General features: G+C 44.1%; 14 protein-coding genes and 1 pseudogene. 13 read left to right on the plus strand and 2 right to left on the minus strand.

The features are described from left to right. The first annotated feature begins 10 nt into the window (after positions 1–10). From catC to JMX94_RS11610, 13 genes are all read left to right on the plus strand, one after another. Positions 11–301 carry a muconolactone Delta-isomerase gene (gene catC / locus JMX94_RS11550; protein WP_011513602.1) on the plus strand — a complete coding sequence of 97 codons (291 nt, stop codon included), beginning with the start codon at positions 11–13 and terminating at the stop codon, positions 299–301. A gap of 99 nt (positions 302–400) precedes the next feature. Beyond that, positions 401–1,324: a catechol 1,2-dioxygenase gene (gene catA / locus JMX94_RS11555; RefSeq protein ID WP_201565560.1), complete on the plus strand. Its 924-nt coding sequence runs from the start codon at positions 401–403 to the stop codon at positions 1,322–1,324. Between the two features lie 128 nt (positions 1,325–1,452). Beyond that, positions 1,453–2,838 (plus strand): benzoate 1,2-dioxygenase large subunit, encoded by a 1,386-nt coding sequence (gene benA / locus JMX94_RS11560; protein WP_201565562.1) that lies wholly within the window; start codon positions 1,453–1,455, stop codon positions 2,836–2,838. A gap of 62 nt (positions 2,839–2,900) precedes the next feature. After that, a complete protein-coding gene (benB, locus tag JMX94_RS11565) occupies positions 2,901–3,398 on the plus strand; it encodes a benzoate 1,2-dioxygenase small subunit (protein WP_020443471.1) in 498 nt (165 codons plus the stop codon). A 65-nt stretch (positions 3,399–3,463) separates the two neighbouring features. Then, positions 3,464–4,480 (plus strand): benzoate 1,2-dioxygenase electron transfer component BenC, encoded by a 1,017-nt coding sequence (benC, locus tag JMX94_RS11570; RefSeq protein ID WP_011513598.1) that lies wholly within the window; start codon positions 3,464–3,466, stop codon positions 4,478–4,480. 59 nt (positions 4,481–4,539) lie between these two features. Further along, positions 4,540–5,319, plus strand: coding sequence for a 1,6-dihydroxycyclohexa-2,4-diene-1-carboxylate dehydrogenase (locus JMX94_RS11575; protein ID WP_020443469.1), 780 nt, complete (start codon positions 4,540–4,542; stop codon positions 5,317–5,319). A gap of 68 nt (positions 5,320–5,387) precedes the next feature. After that, entirely contained in the window at positions 5,388–6,617 is a 1,230-nt protein-coding gene (benE, locus tag JMX94_RS11580; protein ID WP_201544689.1) for a benzoate/H(+) symporter BenE, read from the plus strand. A 111-nt stretch (positions 6,618–6,728) separates the two neighbouring features. Beyond that, positions 6,729–7,451 carry a 3-oxoacid CoA-transferase subunit A gene (locus JMX94_RS11585; RefSeq protein WP_201565564.1) on the plus strand — a complete coding sequence of 241 codons (723 nt, stop codon included), beginning with the start codon at positions 6,729–6,731 and terminating at the stop codon, positions 7,449–7,451. A gap of 26 nt (positions 7,452–7,477) precedes the next feature. Further along, a complete protein-coding gene (locus tag JMX94_RS11590) occupies positions 7,478–8,143 on the plus strand; it encodes a 3-oxoacid CoA-transferase subunit B (protein ID WP_201565566.1) in 666 nt (221 codons plus the stop codon). Between the two features lie 17 nt (positions 8,144–8,160). Continuing rightward, the gene (gene pcaF, locus JMX94_RS11595; protein ID WP_201565574.1) at positions 8,161–9,396 is read left to right on the plus strand and encodes a 3-oxoadipyl-CoA thiolase; all 1,236 of its coding nucleotides are present in this window, start codon (positions 8,161–8,163) and stop codon (positions 9,394–9,396) included. An 82-nt stretch (positions 9,397–9,478) separates the two neighbouring features. Beyond that, complete coding sequence (gene pcaD / locus JMX94_RS11600; RefSeq protein ID WP_201565575.1) at positions 9,479–10,258, plus strand: 3-oxoadipate enol-lactonase; 780 nt, start codon at positions 9,479–9,481, stop codon at positions 10,256–10,258. A gap of 422 nt (positions 10,259–10,680) precedes the next feature. Next, positions 10,681–12,042 (plus strand): MFS transporter, encoded by a 1,362-nt coding sequence (locus JMX94_RS11605; protein WP_201565568.1) that lies wholly within the window; start codon positions 10,681–10,683, stop codon positions 12,040–12,042. 345 nt (positions 12,043–12,387) lie between these two features. Then, a complete protein-coding gene (locus JMX94_RS11610; protein ID WP_201565570.1) occupies positions 12,388–12,921 on the plus strand; it encodes a DUF2058 domain-containing protein in 534 nt (177 codons plus the stop codon). A gap of 155 nt (positions 12,922–13,076) precedes the next feature. Here the strand turns inward: JMX94_RS11610 and JMX94_RS11615 are convergent, their stop codons facing one another. Both JMX94_RS11615 and JMX94_RS11620 read right to left on the minus strand, forming a co-directional pair. After that, on the minus strand, positions 13,077–14,576 hold the full coding sequence (locus JMX94_RS11615; RefSeq protein WP_227673621.1) for an aldehyde dehydrogenase family protein: 1,500 nt from the start codon (positions 14,574–14,576) through the stop codon (positions 13,077–13,079). Between the two features lie 185 nt (positions 14,577–14,761). Next, positions 14,762–15,286: pseudogene (locus JMX94_RS11620) on the minus strand (YjiH family protein); the annotation flags it as partial.

Genomic DNA, 15,286 nt, shown 5'->3' on the forward strand with positions numbered 1-15,286 from the left:
GGAAATAATTATGTTATACCACGTCAGAATGGATGTCTTAATCCCAACAGATATGGACGCCGACAAGGTCAACGAGCTTAAAGCCACCGAAAAAGCATTATCACAAAAGCTCCAAGAGCAAGGTAAATGGCGTCATATTTGGCGCATAGCCGGTCAGTACTCTAACTTCAGTATCTTTGATGTTGAGAGTAATGAAGAGCTACACGACATTATGATGTCATTACCGCTCTATCCGTACATGAAGGTTGAAGTGACACCATTGTTACGTCATCCATCATCTGTGCGTAGTGATGACAGCTAAAGCAAGCCAGTACAGCTGATATCAGAACCTATAAAAACTGAGTAAGAATACTCACTGTAATTACCCCTTAATAAAACAGTCCTCAACAAGGAGAGAGACATGGAACGCAGCCAAATTGAAGCATTAGCCACTCAGTTCATCAAAGGCAAAATCGACTTCCCTGAGCAAGTCAATCCACGCGTACAAGAGATTGTCTTGCGTATCGTGACCGACCTTATGCAAACCATTAACGACTTAAAAATCACTGCAGATGAATATTGGTCTGGCGTTGAGTTTATCGGTGATTTGGGCAAAGAAGCTGGTTTATTATCACCAGGCTTGGGTTTCGATCACTTCATGGATTTAATGATTGAAGAGGATTTAAAAGCAGCCGGTCTTGACGGTGGTACTGTACGTACTATTGAGGGTCCACTCTATGTCGCTGGTGCGCCAGAAGAAAAAGGCTTCGCGCGTCTAGATGATGGCACTGACCTTGACAATGGCACCGTGCTATTTATGCAAGGCACTGTTTATGGTGATGATGGAAAGCCTCTTCCAAATGCAAAAGTTGAAGTGTGGCATGCCAACAGCTTAGGTAACTACTCTTTCTTTGATGAATCACAGTCTCATTTCAACTTACGTCGTAGCATCATTACCGATGAAAACGGAAATTATGCATTCCGCAGCATCGTGCCGCTAGGTTACTCGGTACCACCAGAAGGAATGACGCAAAAAGTATTGGGCGCGCTAGGACGTCACGGTCATCGCCCAGCTCACATTCATTTCTTTGCCAGTGCTGATGGTCATCGCAAACTGACCACGCAGATTAACATCGATGGCGATGAGTACCTATGGGATGACTTTGCTTTTGCAAGCCGCGAAGGCTTGGTACCAGAGGTAACGATGGTCGAAGATGCGGACAAGCTAAAAGAAAAAGCGCTTGATAAGCCTTACGCAAGTATCGACTTTGACTTTCATTTAGTAAAAGACATTGACCAAGCTATACAAGGCAGCGAAGTAGAACGCCGCCGTGCTCAAGGTTAATGAGCACTCATATTAAATAGCATTCATTAATAACTATTAGCGACTTACGTTTGATATGTCCTCAGTTGTCGTATCAAACGTTAGCTTCTAATCTCATTTTATACCGTCATTATACAAGGAAGGCAGCCATGAGCGAGCGTATCAATCTAGTACCTGAAGGATCAGACATCACTATTGATGATTTTTTAGAAGAGAACAGTGAAAAAGGGATTTATCGCCTGCATCGTAGCGCCTTCACTAACGAAGAGTTGTTCGAGCTTGAGATGAAGTACATCTTTGAAAACAATTGGGTGTATTTGGCTCATGAGTCTCAAGTTCCTGATAACAACGACTACTACACCTCATACATTGGTCGTCAGCCTGTTATTCTTGCCCGCAATAAAGAAGGCGAGCTGCATTGCATGATTAACTCATGCTCACATCGTGGTGCACAGCTCTGCCGACATAAAAAAGGCAATAAAGCCACTTACACCTGCCCATTTCATGGTTGGACCTTTAACAACTCAGGTAAGCTGCTTAAAGTTAAAGACCCAAGACATGCAGGCTATCCAGAATGCTTCAATAAAGAAGGCTCACACGACCTAAAACAAGTGAAGATGGCCAATTATAAAGGCTTTATCTTTGCCAGCTTAAATGATGATGTTCAGCCAATCGAAGACTGGCTTGGCGGCTCTACCAAAATTCTTGACATGATTGTCAATCAGTCGCCAGAAGGCCTAGAAGTTCTACGCGGCACCTCAACCTATACCTTTGATGGTAACTGGAAACTGCAAGCTGAAAACGGTGCTGACGGCTATCACGTATCAGCCGTCCATTGGAACTACGCTGCGACAACTGCGCGCCGTAAAGAAACTGAAGCTGTCAAAGAAGACAATATCAAAGCCATGAACGCTGGCAAATGGGGTCGACAAGGCGGTGGGTTTTATTCTTTTGAAAACGGTCACATGCTGTTATGGACACAATGGGAAAACCCACAAGACCGTCCAAACTATGCTTATCGCGATGAGTATGTCGCCAGCTACGGTGAAGCCATGGCGGACTGGATGATTGGGCGCTCACGTAATTTATGCCTATATCCAAACGTCTACATCATGGATCAGTTCAGCTCACAAATTCGCATGCTACGCCCTATCGCGGTTGACAAAACTGAAGTCAGTATCTGGTGTATCGCACCAAAAGGCGAAAGCGACGAGGCACGTGCACGCCGTATTCGTCAGTATGAAGATTTCTTTAACGTTACTGGTATGGCAACACCTGATGACTTAGAAGAGTTCCGCTCGTGTCAAGAAGGTTATAACGGTATCAAGCTTGAATGGAATGATATGTGCCGAGGCTCTGAGCATTGGATTCAAGGTGCAGATGAAGGCGCTGCCGCTATTGACCTTAAACCTTTGATGAGTGGTGTTAAGACTGAAGACGAAGGGTTATATACCGTCCAACATCGCTACTGGCATGAAGAGATGAAAAAAGCTCTAGAGCAAGAGCAGCAGCTACACGGTGCTAATAGCGACTAATACATTTTTATTATTACTCTGCTATTTATTGTAGAACTGACAAAAAAATAAGGATATCAATCATGAAAAATGCAACTGTTAACATTGAAGACATTAGACAGTTTCTATACCGTGAAGCGCGTTTATTGGATGAGAAAAAATGGGAAGAATGGCTCACTTATTATGATGAAGACTGCCCTTTCTGGATGCCAAGTTGGGATGATGATGGTCAGCTCATTAGCGACCCACAACGAGAAATCTCGCTGATTTATTATCCGGATCGCCGTGGTCTTGAAGATCGTATCTTCCGCATCGAGACTGAGCGCTCATCAGCGACCATTCCTGATACGCGTACCACGCACAATTTATCGAATATTGAATTGCTCGAAGACAATGACGGTATTGTGACGGTGCGTTTCAACTGGATCAACAAGTCCTTTCGCTATCACGAGACCAATACCTATTGGGGTTACTCTCAGTACAAAATAGACATGACTCAAGACCAACCAAAAATTTTGGATAAGTATGTGGTCTTAAAAGACGACTATGTGCATCAAATCATGGACGTCTATCACGTCTAATCATTATTCACTCATTATTTAGCCACTAGCTTTTAATTAATACGTGTTGAAAAGGGATATTTCTCATGGAATATAATATTGCTCTACAGTTCGAAGACGGCGTCACAGGCTTCATCAAATGTGAAGCCGACGAAACCGTCGCCGAAGCCGCTTATCGTCAAAAATTCAATATCCCTGTGGATTGCCTAGATGGTGCTTGCGGTACTTGCCGTTGCCATTGTGAATCTGGTAGCTACGACATGCACCCTGATATGTATATCGAAGATGCACTGACAGAAGCTGAAGCTGCTGAAGGGTATGTACTCACCTGTCAGATGATTCCAGAAAGCGACTGCGTGATCAAAGTACCAACCTCCTCTGAAGCCTGCAAAGTCGGCAAGTCTGTATTCAAAGGCAAACTACAACAGCTGAATGTACTGTCAGAATCTACCATTCACTTTGGCGTCGAAGTCGACAATCCAGATGCACTAGTATTTTTGCCAGGCCAGTATGTCAATGTCAGCATTCCTGATTCTAACGAGACACGCTCCTATTCATTTAGCTCTATACCTAGTGCCAATCAGGCCGAATTTGTCGTCCGCAATATTCCTAACGGTAAAATGAGCACCTTTTTATCTGATACTGCGACTATAGGTCAAGAGATTAATTTTGAGGGTCCATTTGGTAGCTTTTACCTGCGCCCTCTAATCCGCCCGACCCTATTTCTAGCAGGTGGTACTGGTATCGCGCCTTTTTTATCGATGCTAAAAAGTTTAGAAGTGTCTGGTGCTCATCATCCTGTCAGGATGGTCTACGGCGTCACCAACGACTTTGATCTTATAGAAGTTGAGAAACTAGAAGAAGTCAAACAAAACCACCCTTGGTTTGACTACCGCACCTGTGTCGCCACTGAAGACAGCCAGCATGAGCGTAAAGGCTATGTTACCGGTCATGTTGATAATGAGTGGCTGAACGATGGTGACGTCGATGTCTACTTGTGTGGTCCGTTAGGGATGGTGGATGCGGTGAGTAACTGGTTAGACAGCAGCAATCTAAAACCGAGTAATTTTTACTATGAAAAATTCACGCCCAGTGAACAATAACGTAGCCTAGCCGTATTACTCTACTAGCAAAGCATGAGCAAGATTTTTAGGAGACTGTCATGAGTAAAAGATTTGATAATAAAGTATGTATCGTTACTGGTGCCGCCCAAGGCATCGGGCGCGGAGTCGCATTACGATTAGCAAGTGAGGGCGGAAAAATCGTCATGGCAGACTTTTCTCCATTAGTAGAAGAGGTGCTGGCTGAAATCATCGCTAATGGTGGAGAAGCCGTTACCATTCAAGCTGACCTTGAAACCCATCAAGGTGCTAAAGAGGCTATTGATAAGGCACTTGATAGCTATGGGCGTATCGATATATTGGTCAACAATGTCGGCGGCGCAATATGGATGAAACCTTTTACCAGCTTCTCTGAAGCAGAAATCCAAAAGGAAATCAGCCGCTCATTATTTCCAACATTATGGTGTTGTCATGCGGTATTACCAACCATGGTCAAACAGCAATCAGGCACTATTGTTAATGTGTCCTCTATCGCTACTCGCGGTATCAACCGCATACCCTATTCGACAGCGAAAGGCGGCGTGAACGCCATGACCGCATCGCTCGCTTTTGAGTATGCAAACGATGGTATCCGTGTGAATGCTGTGGCAACTGGCGGTACTGAAGCGCCGCCCAGAAAGATTCCACGTAACGCCAAACCATTAACTGATGATGAAAAATCATGGATGAATGCGGTGGTTGATCAGACCATTGATCGCACCTTTATGAAACGCTACGGCACGATTGATGAGCAAGTCAATGCCATCTTGTTTTTAGCATCCGATGAGTCTTCTTATATTACTGGTAGTACCATTCCTGTGGGCGGTGGCGACGAAGGCTAATAATAAATCTAGTAGCATGCATCTTAATTTGCAACCCCGTAACGAATGCTAATTTGCAAGGAAGCAATATGGCCTCTGTAATCCAAACCTTAAAAAACGACTGGTCGCTCTCCGCATCGGTTGCAGGGTTCTTAGCGGTTCTTATTTCTTATGCGGGTCCTTTGATTATTTTTTTTCAGGCCGCACAAGCCGCACAAGTATCAGATGCCATGATGGCGTCTTGGATTTGGGGTGTCTCCATCGGTGCTGCCATTCCTGGTATTTATTTATCTATTAAATATAAAACACCGGTTATTACAGCATGGTCCGCCCCTGGTACCGCTTTACTGGTTACCCTATTTCCACAGATGAGTATTAATGAAGCTGTTGCCGGTTATATCATCTCAGCGATTGTCATATTTATTGTTGGAGCGACAGGTTACTTCGACAAAATATTAAAATGGATTCCTAACGGTATTGCCGCTGGCATGATGGCAGGGATTCTATTTCAATTCGGCTTAGAATTATTTAAAGCCACTGATAGCATGCCATTTATCGTCTTTAGCATGCTCGGTTGCTACTTATTAGCCAAACGCTTTTCGCCGCGCTATACGATGATCTGGGTATTGATATGCGGTGTTATCTTAAGCGTCTTACTTGGCAAAATGAACCCTGTCCATTTCGATTTAGCCGTTACCATACCTACTTTTATTGCACCTGAATGGTCGTGGAACTCAACGTTTAACCTCGCTATACCACTCATCCTTGTGAGCCTAACTGGCCAGTTTTTACCCGGTATGGCTATATTAAATCTAAGTGGCTATGACACGCCAGCCAAGCCTATTGTGAGTGTTACAAGCCTTGCCTCGTTAGCAGTTGCATGTGTTGGTGGTATCACTATCGTACTTGCCGCTATCACAGCCGCGCTTTGTACTGGCAAAGATGCGCATGAACTTAAGGAAAAGCGCTATATCGCAGGTGTCGCTAATGGCATCTTCTATTTATTTGGCGGTTTATTTGCTGGCAGTATCGTGATGGTATTTAGCTTGCTTCCAAAAGAGCTTGTCGCGGCACTGGCCGGCCTTGCATTAATCGGTGCCATTTCTGCCAATATCACCATTGCTATGAAAAATGATGAGCAAAGAGATGCAGCGTTAATTACCTTTTTGGCGACAGCATCGGGTATGAGCTTTTTGGGATTAAGCTCTGTGTTTTGGGGCATTCTTATCGGCATGATTGCTCACTATATTCTGACCAAAAAACGCCTACTACCAACATCATCTATCTCATTAACGACCTCTAATAATGAAGCCAATTAAGAATAACTCGCTTACAAAAAATTTAAGTAGTGTCAGAGTAATGACTCAACCTGTACACCGCTTATCAATCTTAAAGACACTAACTCATATGACTTTTTATAGGATATAAACATGATTAACAAAGCAGATAAAAATATCACTGACGTACTTAGTCAAATCAAAGATGGCGCCACCATCATGATTGGTGGCTTTGGTACTGCAGGGCAACCAGCTGAACTCATTGATGGACTTATTAATTTAGGCGTAAAGGATTTGGTCATCATTAATAATAATGCCGGTAACGGCGACCACGGCCTTGCCAAGCTCTTAAAAACGGGTGCTGTGCGTAAAATCATTTGCTCTTTCCCGCGTCAATCGGACTCTTGGGTATTTGATGAGCTTTATCATGCTGGCAAGATTGAGCTGGAGCTAGTACCACAGGGTAATCTGGCTTGCCGCATTCAAGCAGCTGGTATGGGACTCGGTGCGGTATATACGCCCACAGGCTTTGGTACTTTACTCGCAGAAGGCAAAGAGACTCGAGAAATCGATGGTAAAGACTATGTTCTTGAATATCCCATTAAGGCTGATTTTGCTTTAATTAAAGCAGATAAAGGCGATCGTTGGGGCAACTTGGTGTACCGCAAGTCTGCCCGTAACTTTGGTCCTATCATGGCAATGGCAGCTGATATTACTATCGCCCAAGTCTCTGAAACGGTTGAGCTTGGCGCGCTTGATCCTGAGCACGTTATTACGCCGGGTATTTTTGTGCAGCATGTGGTGCAAATTCAGCCTGCTAGCACTGAATCTGCTAGCGCTGAACTTTCTAGCACAGCTACTACAGCCACCGCTTAATACTGCTAATTATAAGGATCATCATCATGAGCCATACTTCCTACACCGTTTTGACCCGCGATCAAATCGCCGAGCGCGCTGCCCAAGATATTCCAGATGGTGCCTATGTCAATTTAGGCATCGGACTACCGACTAAAATTGCGCAATACTTACCGGATGATAAAGATGTCTTTTTGCATTCAGAAAACGGTTTACTAGCTTTTGGACCACCACCTGCTAAAGGCGAAGAAGATCCCGAGCTGATTAATGCCGGAAAAGAGTACGTCACCATGCTCGATGGCGGCAGCTTCTTTCATCATGGCGACTCCTTTGCCATGATGCGCGGTGGTCATATCGATATTTGCGTATTGGGTGCGTTTCAAGTGGCTGCCAATGGCGATTTAGCCAACTGGAGTACCGGTGCGCCAGATGCAATACCTGCGGTTGGCGGCGCTATGGACTTAGCCGTCGGTGCCAAAAGAGTCTTTGTGATGACCAATCACACCACCAAAACTGGCGACCCTAAAATCGTTAGCAAGCTTACCTACCCTGTGACTGGCAAAAACTGTGTTGATCGCATTTATACTGACTTATGTGTCATTGATGTCACTGATAAAGGTTTAGCCGTCACTGAAATGGTCGATGGCTTAAGCTTTGCGGAGTTGCAAGCATTGACTGGTGCGACATTAATTGAAGCTACAAATTCAAAATAATAAAAAGGACAAGGATGATGACTGATTCAACCACTGGTTTAAACAACGCTTATATTATCGATGCCATTCGCACCCCTTTTGGTCGCTACGGCGGCGGTCTAGCACCAGTACGTGCCGATGATTTAGGGGCTATCCCTATCAAGGCGCTAATGGAACGTAATGCCAATGTCGATTGGGTACAAGTAGATGACGTCATCTACGGCTGTGCTAATCAGAGCGGTGAAGACAACCGCAACGTCGGGCGTATGTCGTCGTTACTAGCTGGCTTACCTTATCAAGTGCCTGCCACTACCGTGAATCGCTTATGCGGCTCGTCAATGGATGCGTTAGCGATAGCGACTCGTGCGATTAAAGCGGGTGAAGCGCATCTAATTATTGCAGGTGGTGTTGAGAGCATGAGCCGTGCGCCATTGGTAATGGGCAAGTCAGATCAAGCGTTTGGTCGTAGTCAAAAGCTCGAAGATACCACGATGGGCTGGCGTTTTATCAATCCAAAGCTTGATGAGCTATATGGCACGGAGACCATGCCACAAACTGCTGAAAATGTCGCAGAGCAATTCAATATCAATCGAGCTGACCAAGATGCATTTGCATTACGTAGCCAACAACGTACCGCAGTGGCGCAAGAGGCAGGATTCTTCAAAGATGAGATTACTCCAGTCAGCATCCCGCAACGCAAAGGCGATCCTGTCACCGTCGATACTGACGAGCATCCTCGTGCTGATACCACGCTTGAGAAGTTGACTAAACTACGCCCTATCGTCACCGCAGATGGCACCGTGACGGCTGGCAACGCGTCAGGTATCAATGATGGCGCAGCGGCTTTTTTAGTAGCATCAGAGCAAGCCGTTAAAGAGTTTAATCTAAAGCCGCGTGCACGTATTGTGGCCTCAACTACGGTAGGCGTTGAGCCACGTATTATGGGCTTTGCCCCAGCACCGGCGATGAAAAAGCTGCTTAAGCAAACTGGACTGTCACTTGATGAGATGGATGTCATTGAATTAAACGAAGCCTTTGCCGCCCAAGCTCTCGCTTGTACGCGTGACTTGGGATTGGCTGACGATAGCGAGCGTGTCAATCCGAATGGCGGTGCGATTGCGCTTGGTCATCCACTCGGTGCCTCAGGAGCACGTTTGATTTTAACAGCACTCAATCAACTTGAGAAAACTGATAAGCGTTATGCCATATGCTCAATGTGTATTGGCGTTGGACAAGGTATCGCGATGATTATTGAGCGTGTTGTTAACGATTAAGCAGCACTATTAATAAATATCAATTAAATCACTCACCATTACTATTTCACGGACATCGTCAGGACTAAAAAGGATAATAATGATGCCTATATTTAACAACCAAGAAATTGCCCTAAACTATGCCACTTTTGGTGATAACAGCAATCCTGCTCTGATATTTTCTAACTCTTTAGGTACCAGCTATCATATGTGGCAGCCGCAAATCGATGCCTTACAAAACGATTATTTTATTATCTGCTATGACACCCGTGGCCATGGTAAGTCTTCCGCACCAAAAGGTCCTTATAGTTTGGATCAGCTTGGACAAGATGTGATTGATTTGCTTGATCATTTAAACATTGATAAAGCATTTTTTTGTGGCATCTCTATGGGCGGTATGACTGGTCAATGGCTAGCCATCAATCATCCTGAGCGCTTCCATCACTTGATGCTATGCAATACCGCCGCAAAGATTGGTAATGAAGCGGCTTGGGTAGATCGCGCGCAATTGGTACGTGAGCAAGGACTAAAACCTATCGCCGCTACCGCTGCTCCGCGTTGGTTCACAGCAAGTTTTATCGATAATTATCCTGATGTCGTTAAAGCATTATCTGATGCTCTCGCAGCTGGTAGTAGCGAGGGTTATGCCAGCTGCTGCGAGGCATTATCTGTCGCTGATACTCGCGAGCAGTTAAAGAACATCCGCGTGCCTGTCACAGTGCTTGCAGGCGCTGAAGATCCAGTGACGACGGTTGCCGATGGTCAATATATGGTCGATCATATCCCTAACGCTACGCTCGCTACTATCGATGCCTCGCATATCTCAAATATTGAGCAACCTGAAGCATTTAATCAACTCGTGCGACAATATTTGGAACATTAATGGTGCTATAGCCTTTGTCCAAATACACTCACTGCCATTTGCAATGTTGGCGGTGTTTGTATGACGGCTATTGTTCACATTTAGATTGCTCATATATCTTTTAGATATATGAGCAATCTTTTTTTACCTATCTTTTAATAGATATTAGCTATTAATAATAAACACATATTTTTCTCATAAAAAACAAATATCACGGATATCCGTAGCCTGATTGGTTATTAATGCGTTTGCTTAAAGAAAACATCTTTTTCATTTTCTGCTTCTTTTATCAAAGCTATCTATACATTCTTACACTCCCATCTCTTAATAAAAAATCCATACCTTCTAGGTATAAACTAATACTTAGATAGTTTTTGACTTGATCATTAGAAAACAATAACTTGTTAGACACTTATAAGGATATTACCCATGGAGAAATACGAATGGAATCACCAACCTTAAACATCAATAAAGTTATTGATGAAGCCAAATTTGCTCCTTTTCATTGGAAGGTACTGTTTTGGTGTCTACTGATCATTATCTTTGATGGTTATGATCTTATTATTTATGGCGTGGCTCTACCGTTACTCATGGAGGAGTGGTCATTGACCGCGGTACAAGCAGGCTTTCTGGCCAGCGCCGCACTCTTTGGCATGATGTTTGGTGCCATGATTTTTGGTACTTTGTCTGATAAAATCGGTCGAAAAAAGACCATCATGATCTGCGTCGGTCTATTCAGTAGCTTTACCTTTTTCGGTGCTTTTGCTAATGGTCCGATGCAGTTTGCTGCTTTACGCTTCATTGCTGGTCTTGGTATCGGCGGCGTGATGCCCATCTGTGTAGCGCTGACCTCTGAGTATGCGCCAAAACGTATCCGTAGTACTCTGGTCGCTATTATGTTTAGTGGTTACGCGATAGGCGGAATGGCATCAGCATTATTAGGCTCGTTTTTGGTGGTAGATTACGGTTGGGAGATTATGTTTTATATTGCAGGAATACCTACCCTGCTATTGCCAATTATCTGGAAAATGCTACCTGAGTCCTTAATGTATTTGGTCAAAGAAAAAAGACATGATGAAGCCAAAAAAATCGTCCGCAAACTTGCACCACAAGAGACCATCACGGCTTCAACCAACTTAATATTAGATGAACCAACCAAAGGCGATGACGCTCCTATCAAAGCGTTATTCCTAAAAAACAGAGGTTTTACCACCATTATGTTTTGGGTAGCCTTCTTTATGTGCTTGTTGATGGTATATGCTCTCGCCAGCTGGTTACCAAAGCTTATGATTCAGGCCGGTTACTCGCTAGGTGCTAGTATGCTGTTCTTATTTGCACTCAATATCGGCGGTATGGTCGGTGCTATTGGTGGCGGTGTACTGGCTGATGGATACCATCTGAAACCTGTTTTGACCGTTATGTTTGCTTTAGGTGCGGTGTCGTTGATACTGCTTGGCTACAATAGCCCTCAGGTGGTGCTATATACTCTTATCGCCATTGCAGGAGCAACCACTATTGGCTCACAGATACTGCTCTATACCTTTGTCGCTCAGTACTACCCGACTGCTGTACGTACGACGGCTATGGGCTGGGCATCAGGTATCGGCCGCATTGGCGCTATCGTAGGTCCTATCTTGACTGGGGCGCTACTTACACTAGAGCTAAGCCATCAAACGAACTTCTTATTTATCGCCATCCCCGGTGTTATTGCCGCTATTGCGATTTTCCTTGTTAACTTAAATGCTGCGGTTGATGGCAAAAAGAGTCAAGTACAAGCAGTGCAGTTAGATACATCGGCCGCCTAAGTCAAATATGAGAGTCTAGAATCTTTCTTAAGTATATTTTTACCATATAACCATCGAACTATCTAAGATGAATTTATAGCTTAAATTCATCTTAGATTCACCATACTTATTGAATATATGAGGTTTTCAAGAAACTGGTAACCTTTTTTATTGACCAAAAATTGGTTTAATAAATCTAATTCTAAACACTGATTCTAACTCTCGCTAAATTTATACCATTACTCATCAAAGTTCTACGTCAAATAATTGATAGCCCGCTCAATGTGATGACATGTCTGGGCAAAATTTGTTACCATAACATTTTAAATGCTACGATTTAGGCAATTTCACTTAGGTAATACAGACATGGCCAAAAACGCCCTACAAGAACAACTCTTAAAAGCTGGATTGGTGGATAGCAAAAAAGCCAAAAAAATCAGCAAACAGTCACAGCATGCCAAGCGCACAGGCGACGCATCAAACCTTGAAGCCAAAAAAGCCTTGGCAGAAGCCCAAGCCAAAAAAATAGAAAAAGACCAAAAGCTCAATCAGGAAAAACAGCAACTTTTAGAAGAAAAAATGCTAAGAGCCAACGTTATTCAGATGATTAAGCAACACCAAATCACAGAGACACAAGGCGATGTCACCTATCAGTTTGTTGACGACGCTAAAATTAAAAAGATTTATATTACCCAAAAGCTCTATGACCAGATAGTGGCAGGTCATGTGGTGATTGCGCGCTTAGAAGACGATTATGCGCTGCTCCCGCGCCCCTTGGCTGACCGCATCAACGCCAAGCTAGAAGGCTTTATGGTGGTATCGAATGACAAATCAGAGATTGAGCTGGCAGAAGATGACCCTTACGCCGCTTACGTCATTCCAGATGATTTAATGTGGTAGTCTACAATTTTCTTGCTAAGCATTAACCAAAATCCCCTGTATAGAATATCTATAACAGGGGATTTTTATTAGCGAAATAGAAAATCACTCTATGTACAGAAAAGTCTAGCGATAAACGTCATAGTGATTCAAATGATAGGCGCTAAAATCAGCAATTAAGACGGTAGCAAAACGTGCTTACTCTGCTGATAGGCAGACAAGCCATCAGTACCCAACTCGCGACCAATGCCACTTTGTTTAAACCCGCCCCAGCCCGCTTCAGGTAGTACAATTTGCTGCTCATTAACCCAAATATGACCAGCTTGAATTTGTAGCGCCATCTCTAACGCTGCAGTCTCATTGGCGCTAACAATAGTCGCTGCCAAGGCATACTTACTATCATTGGCAAGTTCAATCGCCTGTGCATCGTCTGCAAAGGTGGTACTGACCAACACCGGTCCAAATACTTCTTCTGTCCATAACTGACTGCTCACTGGTACATCTCTATAAATGGTCGGCGTGACAAAATATCCTTGGCGCTCTAATATCTCGCCACCTGTTAGGCAGTTAAGATTTTCGGCGGTAGCGATATCGATATATTTTTTGACTTGCGCAAGTTGCTGCGCACTGACCAATGGACCCATTTGCGTATCAGCAGCAAAACCATCGCCAATTTTCAAACCTTCTGTTTTTGTTTTCAGTGTTTCAAATAAAAACTGGGCAATGTCTTGATGGACGAGCAGCCTTGAGGTCGCTGAACAAATCTGACCGGCATTGGTAAATATACCGCCCATGATTAAATCACAGGCATAATCAATATCAGCATCTGCGCACACCACGATGGCGGACTTACCACCCAGCTCTAGACTGATATCCTTGATACCTTTTGCTGCTTGGCGCATCACTTTTTCACCGACGATATTACTACCGGTAAAAGAAACCTTGTCAATGAATGGGTGACTGGTCAGCGCTGCGCCTACTTCAGCTGCGCCCGGTAGAATATTGACCACCCCTTTTGGCAGCTCAATAGCGGACAATATATTGCCCAGCATCAATTCTGGTAATAGTGTCACCTCTGACGGTTTTAACAGTACGGTGCAACCTGCCGCCAATGCTGGTGCTAATTTCCAAGCAGTAGTCACCATCGGAAAGTTCCAAGGCACGATAAGGGCGCAAATACCAACAGGTGCGTAGGTTTTTAATAAGCGTATACCTGTCTCGTTGGTGGAGACCTCAGACCAAGTCGTCTGCGCATTGATAAGATTGGCATAATAGCGATAACAGGCAATGGCATCACTAACGTCTATTTTCGCCTCTGCAATCGGCTTTCCGTTATTCAATACAGACAGCCCAACCAGCTTGTCAAACTGCTGCTCCATCGTATCTGCAATAGCCTGTAAATAATGCGCGCGCTCATTGGCGCCGGTTTGCGACCAAGACGGATAAGCACGAGCCGCCGCATTAACTGCACTTTCTACATCTGCGCTATTACACAAACGAGTTATTGCAATGACCTCGCCTGAGCTTGGGTCATATAAAGCATGCTCATCTACTGAATCAGATGCTTCAATAGTAACCCAATCCCCATCGATATAGGCGGCATTTAACCTAACTTCATTTTGCATCGCTTGTATGGCGATATCTCTTGATATGGATGCAAAGTTTGTCGTGTCCATGATGTTTGCTTTCCTTTTACTATTTTTATTTACGGTTTAATTTTTATTGAAAATGCTTATTAACAGACCCTATTCATATTGCCAATTAAACAGTCGGTTTCACCTTATCAAGGCAAAACCGACTGAGGGTGTAGTATCGTCATACATCAGAATCAATAGCCATTAGCGTCATATATCAGCAGGTTTTAGTACAGTAGATGCGCCACCGACGTAATGACCACCAAGCTAATCAGCGTACGTAAGATGAAAATCAAAAACAGCTCTAACACGTTAAGCTTGATGTTTGATTTCAAAATCAGCGCGCCCACCTCAGACATATAGATAATCTGGGTAATAGAAGCAGCACCAACGATGAAGCGCGTCATTTCACTCTCGATACTTTTACCGACCAACGCAGGCAGATACATATCGGCAAAGCCCATAATCATCGCTGGAGCTGCCTCTGCCGCCTCTGGAATCTGCAATAGTTCAAGCAATGGCACGAGCGGCGCCGACAGCCAATTAAATACTGGCGTGTATTCTGCCAAACCAAGACCAATGGTACCGATAGCAAAAATTACAGGAATGAGGCCAAGGTAGATATCAAACAAATTCTTTAAACTGTGTTTGAATACGTTACCCAAACTTGGCATAGAATGCGCGCGCGTAACCGCACGATTGACCGCCCATTGGTAGGTAGAGTATTCAGCAGGAATACCTTCATCCAGCAT

This window comes from Psychrobacter sp. CMS30 (genome assembly GCF_904846565.1).
Lineage (GTDB): Bacteria > Pseudomonadota > Gammaproteobacteria > Pseudomonadales > Moraxellaceae > Psychrobacter > Psychrobacter maritimus.

Bases quoted from the DNA above. Each gene is read 5' to 3' on its own strand.
- catC (WP_011513602.1), top strand. From the start codon at position 11: ATGTTATACCACGTCAGAATGGATGTCTTAATCCCAACAGATATGGAC.
- catA (WP_201565560.1), top strand. From the start codon at position 401: ATGGAACGCAGCCAAATTGAAGCATTAGCCACTCAGTTCATCAAAGGC.
- benA (WP_201565562.1), top strand. From the start codon at position 1,453: ATGAGCGAGCGTATCAATCTAGTACCTGAAGGATCAGACATCACTATT.
- benB (WP_020443471.1), top strand. From the start codon at position 2,901: ATGAAAAATGCAACTGTTAACATTGAAGACATTAGACAGTTTCTATAC.
- benC (WP_011513598.1), top strand. From the start codon at position 3,464: ATGGAATATAATATTGCTCTACAGTTCGAAGACGGCGTCACAGGCTTC.
- JMX94_RS11575 (WP_020443469.1), top strand. From the start codon at position 4,540: ATGAGTAAAAGATTTGATAATAAAGTATGTATCGTTACTGGTGCCGCC.
- benE (WP_201544689.1), top strand. From the start codon at position 5,388: ATGGCCTCTGTAATCCAAACCTTAAAAAACGACTGGTCGCTCTCCGCA.
- JMX94_RS11585 (WP_201565564.1), top strand. From the start codon at position 6,729: ATGATTAACAAAGCAGATAAAAATATCACTGACGTACTTAGTCAAATC.
- JMX94_RS11590 (WP_201565566.1), top strand. From the start codon at position 7,478: ATGAGCCATACTTCCTACACCGTTTTGACCCGCGATCAAATCGCCGAG.
- pcaF (WP_201565574.1), top strand. From the start codon at position 8,161: ATGACTGATTCAACCACTGGTTTAAACAACGCTTATATTATCGATGCC.
- pcaD (WP_201565575.1), top strand. From the start codon at position 9,479: ATGCCTATATTTAACAACCAAGAAATTGCCCTAAACTATGCCACTTTT.
- JMX94_RS11605 (WP_201565568.1), top strand. From the start codon at position 10,681: ATGGAATCACCAACCTTAAACATCAATAAAGTTATTGATGAAGCCAAA.
- JMX94_RS11610 (WP_201565570.1), top strand. From the start codon at position 12,388: ATGGCCAAAAACGCCCTACAAGAACAACTCTTAAAAGCTGGATTGGTG.
- JMX94_RS11615 (WP_227673621.1), bottom strand. From the start codon at position 14,576: ATGGACACGACAAACTTTGCATCCATATCAAGAGATATCGCCATACAA.